We start from the raw sequence: 8,559 nt of genomic DNA, 5'->3' as shown, positions 1-8,559 counted from the left end.
GGTTCCCCTTTGAGATGCTAGTTCCCCTTTGAGATTTTATTCTATAGTGAATTAATCAATGTCATTGGCTTGCACGTCATAAAAGGCTGTGTGTGGGCTTTATGTTGGTGAGTAATATTTGAAAAAAGACTGAAATGCCTCTTATGGAGGCTCTCAAAGGTCAATGGCTGTTGTAACATGAGAGACAAATAGTATGATGATGCTCAGCTACTACTTTTATGAAGTGAAAAGAGGTATGAAGGTAAAGAAGGATGTGGGGTAACAAGGGGCGGTTTTGATGGTTCACTTTACGGGGGCTATTATATCTTATTTACAGATACTGTTTTGAAATGAGCGTGGATACACTGGGAAATATTAAAAAGTGCGTGAATGGAGGGACACAAGTGTATTCTGTTTTAGGATGTCCTATTGTACCTGAAGAGGATATCTCCATTAAAGAATGCGATAAATAAAAGCATAAAATGTGTAATTTCATCAGTTAATTGTTGTTGTCGTGGATGCTTTAGTCCCGTAAAGCTGGAGAGTGATGATGGATGTTAGCTTTACTCCTTGAAATTTCATATTCTGCCAAAATAAAATTATATACGCATTGCAAAAATTACACAAAAGAGATGGGTAATAGGCTCGCTTTTATTTTGCATATAAAAGCTGAAACGGTTTGCTCTATATCGTTTTGGTTTCTGTTTTAAAATATGCCGGTTATATGAGGGATGGAAGTTGATTGAAAGCGGGAATGGATTTTATGTGGCCTTCAGTTCTCATCGTTAAGGTTTTGGGGAACTATTGGGGGACAATAGAGGTTGGTTTAAAGAGGTTGGAAAATATCTTTGTGCTTAATAAACAGATGAGACATTTTGCTAAAAAAGGGGAAACTTCTCTTGTTCATTGTTTAAAATGCTCTTTTAAGAAAAAATATCAAAATAAGTATCAGGAACAGAGAGGCAATAGACAATTCCTTCTTGTGTCAATTTGAGGGAAGCTGAACCATTCACGGAAATGGGAACGATTTTTTCGAGAACGGCACTACCAAAACAGGCTTTTTTATTGTTTGTGGGAGGGATGCCGGATTCAAAATTTTCATGCCAAGTGATGATAAGTTGTGTTTTGCCATTCAGTTTTGTTTTGATTTCACAGCGTACACAGATGCTCCCTTTTTCTTGGGAAAGAGCTCCAAAAGAAAGAGAATTGACAATCAGTTCATGAAAAGCCAAACCAATATGCAAAGCGGCATTGGGAAAAAGATAAGGATCTACGCCTTCAAGTGAAAAACGTTCTGTTTCTTTCATAAAATAGCCTAAAGCCTGCGTTTGGACCAATTCGCGAAATTGAGCACCACGCCAATCAGAATCAGTGATCAGATCTTGAGAATGAGAAAGAGAATGAAGACGACCTTGAAATTTGCGTAAGAAAACCTGAAGAGATTCAGTATAGCGGGCGGTTTGGCTGGCAATACTTTGAATGATCGCTAGAAGATTTTTAGAACGGTGACTGACCTCGCGAAGAAGGATTTTAAGCACTTGTTCACGGCGGCGTAAACCGGAAATATTAACACCGGTGGTGATAATCCCAATAATGTCTCCGTTATCATTACGATGGCAATCAATAGAAAATTTGTACCAAATCTCTTGTTTATTTGTATCTTCAAAACGTGCTTCAACAGTTTGCATTTTGCCACTGGCTAAAACTTGCAGTTTGATGGTTTCCATATTGTCTGCAAGGTCAAGCGAAAAAAAGTCGCTGTCACGACACCCAACCCGCCATTTATGGTGCAAATGGTGTGGCAAGTTTTCAGCCCATAAATAAACCAGATTTGTTGCCTGATAGAGAACACAAATATCAGCACCACGAATCGCTTGCATGAGCGCACTCATATGAGATCTATCCATGGGAGGCTTTGAAAGAGGCGTAACGATCATAATTTTAAGATGTTACTCTGTTCTAAGCCGCTTTAGAAGCATTCTCTTGAAAAAATAAAGCTTGGGAAATAAGCGCTTTCACCATATCAGGGTTAAAAGGTTTGGTCACTAAAAAAGTTGGTTCTGGACGCTCGCCGGTCAGTAGCCTTTCGGGAAAAGCCGTGATGAAAATCACCGGTATACGGTCATTTTTCAAAATCTCATTGACTGCGTCAATACCTGAACTGTTATCGGCTAATTGAATATCAGCCAAAATCAACCGTGGTTTTTTCTTATGATACATAATGACAGCTTCATCACGCGTGCGCGCTATTCCTACAACATGATGACCTAAGCTTTCTACCATTTGCTCAATATCAAGCGCAATAAGAGGTTCATCTTCAATAATCATTACTTCAGTGGCAATTTGTTGAGAAATATCAATGGATGCTTGGTTGAGCAGCTTACGGAATTCTTTCGTATCCAGATTCATGATTTCGCTAGCGTCTTGTTCATGAAATCCTTCAACGGCAATGAGCAAAAATGCTTGGCGTGCACGGGGCGTGAGATAGGATAATTTGGCACTGGTTTTTTGTTCAAGACCAAATTGGGGCAGGGGTTCAGGGATGTTTGGTGTGGTTTGGTCAAAAAGATGGCAAAAAAGCCAATAGGTACCAATTCGGTCAGTGGAGGCTTTGGGAAAAATGGAGATGTCGGCAATGAGTGCTTCCAACATCGCTGAAACATAAGCATCGCCAGAGGATTGGCTACCGGTGACAGAGCGGGCAAAACGCCGAAGATAGGGAAGATGCGGGGCAATGCGCGTTGATAATGACATAATTTATAACTCCTTTGACCTTTCAAGCATTTTGTTGGTTGAAATTCTCAACAGATAAAAAAGTTCCTTGATTTGTATGGAACTTTTTACCGACAGCTATATTTACAACCATAAGGCGAAAAATTCTTCGCGGTGCTATTAGTAATATATGGATTAGGGGGATGAAAAATGAACGACCGTGATGAAAAAAATCTCACCACACAATTTAGAGTTGGAGATGATCTTCTCGGGGTCAATAGCGAAATAGCACGGAAGTTACGTCAATTTTACATGGAAATTCAAGAAGAAGCACTGCCACGGTGTTTGCTTGAGCTTTTAGAGAAGTTGGAGCGCGCAGAGCAATTTGGCTTAAACAATGTGGAAAAGGTTTGAATCCTTTATGTCAAAGTGCGCGAAAAATTTTAAACAAGAACTCCTTTCTGTGTTGCCGGCTTTACGAGCTTTTGCTGTTTCTTTAAGTGGCAAGCACGATAAAGCCGAAGATTTGGTCCAAGATACTGTTATGAAGGCATGGGCTAAGCAAGATAGTTTTGAGATGGGAACCAATCTTAAAGCTTGGCTTTTTACCATTTTGCGCAATGAATTTTACAGTCAAATGCGTAAAAAGGGAAGAGAAGTTCAAGATACCGATGGCGTGTTTACTCAAAATGTCGCTGTTCATCCTGCTCAATATGGATCACTTGATTTGCAAGATTTCAAAAAAGCCTTAAATTTGCTTTCTGCCGATCAAAGAGAAGCCATTATTCTCATTGGCGCATCGGGATTTTCTTATGAAGATGCTGCGGCTATTTGTGGTTGTGCTGTTGGAACCATTAAAAGCCGTGTGAGCAGGGCGCGTAATCGATTACAAGAACTTCTTAAAGTAGATGGTGAGTCTGATTATGGTCCTGATTCTTATTCAGCTGGAAGTACATTGTGTTCATTTAACGGCTAAAAAAGCATAATAATTATGATCGATAGCCTTGTTTTTTTTATTCCCGTTATAGCTATTACAGTAAAGTCAGTATCTGAGGAAATTCAGAGTGTTTGGCGTGTATCCTTAGGAACACAAGAAAAGCCTGTATAAACTTTCCCACGGGCTTTAGGTTTTATGTTCCATAAGGTTGCCTTCCTTTGTGCTGAAAAATGACGACTTTCAAGTTCGCCAATGGACATTCTATGACAACAAAAACAAATTTGATGCCTCAAATGCCTTCTTCTGATGCAACGATATCACGCTGGCGGTGGGTAGCGATTGTTGTTTCTCTTGTTATGGCTCTTTTGGCATCGGTTTTTATTATGTTGCTTTCAAATGCTGTTGATCGAGAAGTTGCACAGTTGAATACAAGTTCAGAATTGCGTGAACAGGCTGATTTGGTCCTTATTAGCTTGATTGATATGGCTGTTGCTGATCGCAGCTATGCAAAAACGCGCAAGGCGGAAGATAAAATACGTTTTGAAAATGCAGAGCGGGAGTTAGGGGATATTCTCGATTATATCGCACTTATTGTTTATGCGCATCCACAATGGGATGAATGGTTTACGGCTTTTAAAAAAGAGGTTGAAGCACGAAAAGCCTTTATGAATGCCCATATGCATGCTCTTGATGCGATTCCTGAACAACCCTCTCAACCTTCTCATGCTGCCTCTTTTGAAGTATCAAAGATTCCTGTGGCACGTTTAGCTCAATTGATGACAAGCTTTATTAATGGGGATGATGTGGTGCGACAAAAACAGCGTGAGGGTATCGCATTAATGCGGGCTGCTTTGACATTGGCGGCTATTGTTTCCGTTGTGAGTACTTTTATTTCTGCCTATTTTGTTATTAATCGTTTTCATCGTGATGTGCGCTCTTTAAAATTGTATCAATTGCTGCTTCATAGCGAAAATATCGCTCTGGAAGCCCGCGTGAAAGAACGAACACAAGAATTAGAAAGAGCACGCAATCACGCTGAAAAAGAACGCCAACGGGTTGAAATATTATTGCAGGATGCAAGCCATCGCATTGGCAATTCTCTTGGGACGGTGTCTTCTTTGCTGGGGCTCCAGTTAAACCGGAGCAAAAATGAAGAGGTCCGTGCTGTTCTAGGAGCTGCACGTGATCGTATTCAGACAATTTCTACAGCACATCGTCGTTTGCGCTTAAGTGATGATATGGAAACGACTTTTTTGGCAGAGTTTCTCAGTTCTGTTGTGCATGATGTCGAATTGGCAGTCCCTTTTGAATTGCGTGAAAACATCGCCATTCACACAAACTTTAAAGATTGTCGCCTGTCTTCAAGAGATGCGACAACACTTGGAATTATCCTTGGTGAACTGCTGACAAATTCCTTAAAACATGCCTTTCCTGATCAACGGTCGGGTCATATTTATATTTCTTTTGGTCCCCAGAAAGATGGACAATTGATGCTCATTGTAGAAGATGATGGCGTGGGAATGAAAAGCCAAACTTTAGAACAAAAAACAGGACTTGGTCGTGTGGTCGTGGAACAGCTCTGTATGCAATTTGGTGAGAAACCTCTGTTTGAAACTTCTGCTTTAGGAGGCACAAAGATTATCATTCCTTTGCCAAAACTTAGCATGAATAGTTCAAAAAAAAGCTCTGACTGATTTTTTTAAGAGATAAATTCTTTACTCTCTGCTTGTTCGTTTTAATAAAAATGAGAAAAAATATAACTTAGATGACGCGAACACAGCACCATTCATATCAGATTGTCAATTGTCTTCAAGAGAAGCAACATTGCTTCTTTATCTTTTGGTCTCTTTGTTTTTTGCTTTGCTGACTCCGATTATCGGCTTTCAAAATTCTCCTGTTGTTGTATGCTTTATAGCTTTGAAGTACTTGAGTTAAAATTTAAATTTATTTTGAATAAAAGCTCCTTTAAACCGATAATACTTATATTAGTAAGCTCTATTTCTTTGTGAAGAGATTGTTTTTTCAAATTTTGTTATTTTTTGTAAGGCATGTAAAACTTTAAATATGTGGTGTTTTTGTAAAAGTGTGTAACGAATATTCTTAAGGATAACTTGCTCATAAAGTTTATGAAACACTGTCCTTTAGGGCTATGAACAGCATAAGCATTCAACAGGTGAAATCTCTTCAACAAAAAGTCGGGTTGTTTATAGAATGATATGGATTTTAGAATCTTCGTTCTTTAGAAAAACTCACCTTTGATTTGAGATTTTATTGCATGGCAAATAAGGACGGGCTATCGTTTTGATAAAATAAACAATAAAGAGTTAGCCTTTTTTGGTTTCATATTTTACACTTTTCTATTGTGCGTAAACCTGAAAAGGGGAGGGCGTTTTATTTTTAATCATTGTTATGCGACCTTGGGTGGTGGCATATTTCGGCAAATTCTTTATAGATATTTAAAGTGCGGAAATCTCTTTAAGAAAAATAAGCGCTAAAGCATATTTTTAGATGTTTTGAGTCGTAAAAATGCAGATGCTTTTATGCTTTAAGTTTCTTCGGAGGGTGTTATCGGGCTGTTGATCAAGGCATCAATATTGTTTTTTTCTTGTAGGAATGTTTGTAGGTCTTGATTTGTTAAGGCTTTGCTATCCGGTATACGGATGCGCATGGGATCAACTTTGACGCCATTGACAATGATTTCAAAATGACAATGGGGACCGGTTGCCATTCCTGTTGTTCCAACATACCCAATGATTTGTCCTTGTCGTACTTTCACGCCTGGTTTGATGTCTGGTGCATAACGGCTTTGGTGTGAATAACTGCTGACATATCCATTGGCATGTTGAATTTCCGTGTGATTTCCATAGCCACCTGTTACACCTACTCTTGTGACAATACCATCTCCTACAGCAATAATGGGTGATCCTTTAGGAGCAACCCAATCAACTCCCGTATGCATGCGAACATAGCCTAAAATAGGATGTTTGCGTGGACCAAAGGGGGAGCCAAAAATCCCATTTGGTGTGGGTTTGCGCAGCAAGAAAGGCTTTGAACTCCTCCCTTCAGAATCATAATAATCAACGCTTCCATCTTTTAATTGATAACGGTAATATTTATAAGTTGTATTTCCAAAAGTTGCGCTAATATAACGAATTTCTGGATCAGTGTTTTGGGATGCTTCCTTTGCTTTCAAGTTCTTTTTGCCATTTTGGTTTTCTTTATCGCTTTGTGGTACAGCATAAAATATTTCGATCTGATCATTGGGTGTTATCAGACTTTTCATGTCAATATTGGTGGCTAGCAGACGAATAAGACGATGAGAGAGAGATTGTGATATATTATGGCTTAGCAAAGCACTATAGAGTGCATCATAAGCCGTTGGTAATTGCGCACTATTGATATAAGAATGCGGAATACCATTTTGAAAAGCCGTTTTAAGTGCTTTAGACATTTTAGGCTCTGTGCTTTCAATGAATTGGCCTTTATCATTCAGGGCAATGGTGAGAATATGATGCATCCCTTGATAGATACTTGCGCGTACGAGATGATCTTCTTCACCAGCTTGTGTCACGATACCAATGCGTAAAAGGCTTCCCTCTTTAAGGGAATCGGAAAGGCTTATTTTTTCTAGCGTTTTTACAACCTGGTCAATTTGCTTTTTTGTATAACTGGTTTTTTTGAAAGCATCGGCTATCGTTTGTTTTTTACGAATAGGAATAATATCTTCAACATAGTTTTTCGTCAGATCGATACGGTGACTTTGAGGAGAAACGGTTACATTTTCTTGAACGATTCGAACTTCAGGGGATTCTGTGCCTTGGGAAGGGGAGGATACATCTTCTAATTTTAAAGGATCAATCAATGTGAGAACTGAAAGAAGTTCGGAGCTCTTTTCTAAAGTAAATCCAGCTTTTTGCACTTCTTGTTGTGCCTCTTCATCTGTCAATGTGTCGCTGTCATCAAAATCGAATTGATTTACCTTAAAATCATAGCTGCGTAAGGTGAGTTTTGTTTCAACCTTTGCACCGTAAATCTGCCCAGAATCTTCTTGTGGTGCGATATTTTGATTTTTAGAATCACTGGCAAGAATGCTTAAAGAATCAAATTTTGGATAACTATATTTCTGGGGGCGATTTTCGGCTAAAGCCATACGAATCCATTCAAAATGTTGTGTTTGAATGACTTTTTCATCGCCTTTTTTTTGTAGAATCGATAGTTCAAATTGACGTTTTCTGTCAAAGCTTTGCCTTGCATGGGTGGGAGAAATACGATCACCTTTATAGCCATTGGCCTCAGGGTCTTGTGATGCTGATAGGTTTTCTTGCGTAAACCATTGTGGCGGTGTTACCAATCGCTGTTGTTCATCAAGAGCCGTAAAAAGTGCAATCCCCATAAGAATGCAGGAAGTGATTCCTGTCAGAATGGTTCCCGTAAGCCAACGAGCAGAAACCTGTCGGCGCGCAGGCCGCAAGCGCTTGACGACAAGAGCAGGGTCTTGTCCAGGATCGTTTTTTTGTTGTTCGTTATCCCACATAGATTTATAAGAGTACTTTTCAATATTAAATAAAGAAAGCTAGATAGATAGCTTAGCATGCTTCTACAGGAATTTGATTCTTTTTACAAATTACAGATCATGCGATTCTCTTTATACAGCAATGTCTTTATAAATCGTATCTGCGCAGAAAATTTTCTCTATTAAAGTAGTATAAAACAAGCGTTATTGTGATTAACTCATTCCTAGGCAACTTCCTATTTTTATGCATTGCAATGGGGTGCTATATTTTACTTTAAAGGCGCCATGCTCTCTTTGAACTCCTTGCTGTTTTCATGTTTTATTTTTATGAAGGCAGATTTTTCCTATAATTGCTTGTTGCCAATAATGTCTTGAAATAGGATTTTTTGTTCAATATTTTATTGGTATTGTTTTGGGC

The 8,559-nt window shown here is 38.9% G+C and carries 6 protein-coding genes; 3 read left to right on the top strand and 3 right to left on the bottom strand.

Going from position 1 to position 8,559, the window contains the following annotated elements; all coding sequences use genetic code 11:
• Positions 1-902: 902 nt before the first annotated feature.
• Together ACFIL7_RS03455 and ACFIL7_RS03450 are read right to left on the bottom strand one after the other, a co-directional pair.
• The gene (locus ACFIL7_RS03455) at positions 903-1,916 is read right to left on the bottom strand and encodes an HWE histidine kinase domain-containing protein (RefSeq protein ID WP_375633296.1); all 1,014 of its coding nucleotides are present in this window, start codon (positions 1,914-1,916) and stop codon (positions 903-905) included.
• Between the two features lie 22 nt (positions 1,917-1,938).
• Positions 1,939-2,733 carry a response regulator gene (locus ACFIL7_RS03450; RefSeq protein WP_375607013.1) on the bottom strand — a complete coding sequence of 265 codons (795 nt, stop codon included), beginning with the start codon at positions 2,731-2,733 and terminating at the stop codon, positions 1,939-1,941.
• Positions 2,734-2,901: 168 nt separating this feature from the next.
• Here ACFIL7_RS03450 and ACFIL7_RS03445 point away from each other — a divergent pair, with 168 nt between their 5' ends.
• The 3 genes from ACFIL7_RS03445 to ACFIL7_RS03435 all read left to right on the top strand — a co-directional run bounded on the left by ACFIL7_RS03445 (position 2,902) and on the right by ACFIL7_RS03435 (position 5,322).
• Complete coding sequence (locus ACFIL7_RS03445; RefSeq protein ID WP_375610684.1) at positions 2,902-3,105, top strand: NepR family anti-sigma factor; 204 nt, start codon at positions 2,902-2,904, stop codon at positions 3,103-3,105.
• 7 nt (positions 3,106-3,112) lie between these two features.
• Positions 3,113-3,667: an RNA polymerase sigma factor gene (locus tag ACFIL7_RS03440; RefSeq protein ID WP_273724155.1), complete on the top strand. Its 555-nt coding sequence runs from the start codon at positions 3,113-3,115 to the stop codon at positions 3,665-3,667.
• A gap of 224 nt (positions 3,668-3,891) precedes the next feature.
• A complete protein-coding gene (locus ACFIL7_RS03435; protein WP_375634560.1) occupies positions 3,892-5,322 on the top strand; it encodes a sensor histidine kinase in 1,431 nt (476 codons plus the stop codon).
• A gap of 851 nt (positions 5,323-6,173) precedes the next feature.
• Here the strand turns inward: ACFIL7_RS03435 and ACFIL7_RS03430 are convergent.
• Entirely contained in the window at positions 6,174-8,162 is a 1,989-nt protein-coding gene (locus ACFIL7_RS03430; RefSeq protein ID WP_375683363.1) for a M23 family metallopeptidase, read from the bottom strand.
• Positions 8,163-8,559 lie beyond the last annotated feature (397 nt).

The organism is Bartonella sp. AP3QHHD (assembly GCF_042195765.1).
GTDB lineage: Bacteria > Pseudomonadota > Alphaproteobacteria > Rhizobiales > Rhizobiaceae > Bartonella.
The sequence above is the reverse complement of the archived record's forward strand: the minus strand, read 5'-3'. Positions and strand labels throughout refer to the sequence as shown.

Coding starts and splice junctions, on each gene's coding strand:
- ACFIL7_RS03455 (WP_375633296.1), bottom strand. CDS start 1,916: ATGATCGTTACGCCTCTTTCAAAGCCTCCCATGGATAGATCTCATATG.
- ACFIL7_RS03450 (WP_375607013.1), bottom strand. CDS start 2,733: ATGTCATTATCAACGCGCATTGCCCCGCATCTTCCCTATCTTCGGCGT.
- ACFIL7_RS03445 (WP_375610684.1), top strand. CDS start 2,902: ATGAACGACCGTGATGAAAAAAATCTCACCACACAATTTAGAGTTGGA.
- ACFIL7_RS03440 (WP_273724155.1), top strand. CDS start 3,113: ATGTCAAAGTGCGCGAAAAATTTTAAACAAGAACTCCTTTCTGTGTTG.
- ACFIL7_RS03435 (WP_375634560.1), top strand. CDS start 3,892: ATGACAACAAAAACAAATTTGATGCCTCAAATGCCTTCTTCTGATGCA.
- ACFIL7_RS03430 (WP_375683363.1), bottom strand. CDS start 8,162: ATGTGGGATAACGAACAACAAAAAAACGATCCTGGACAAGACCCTGCT.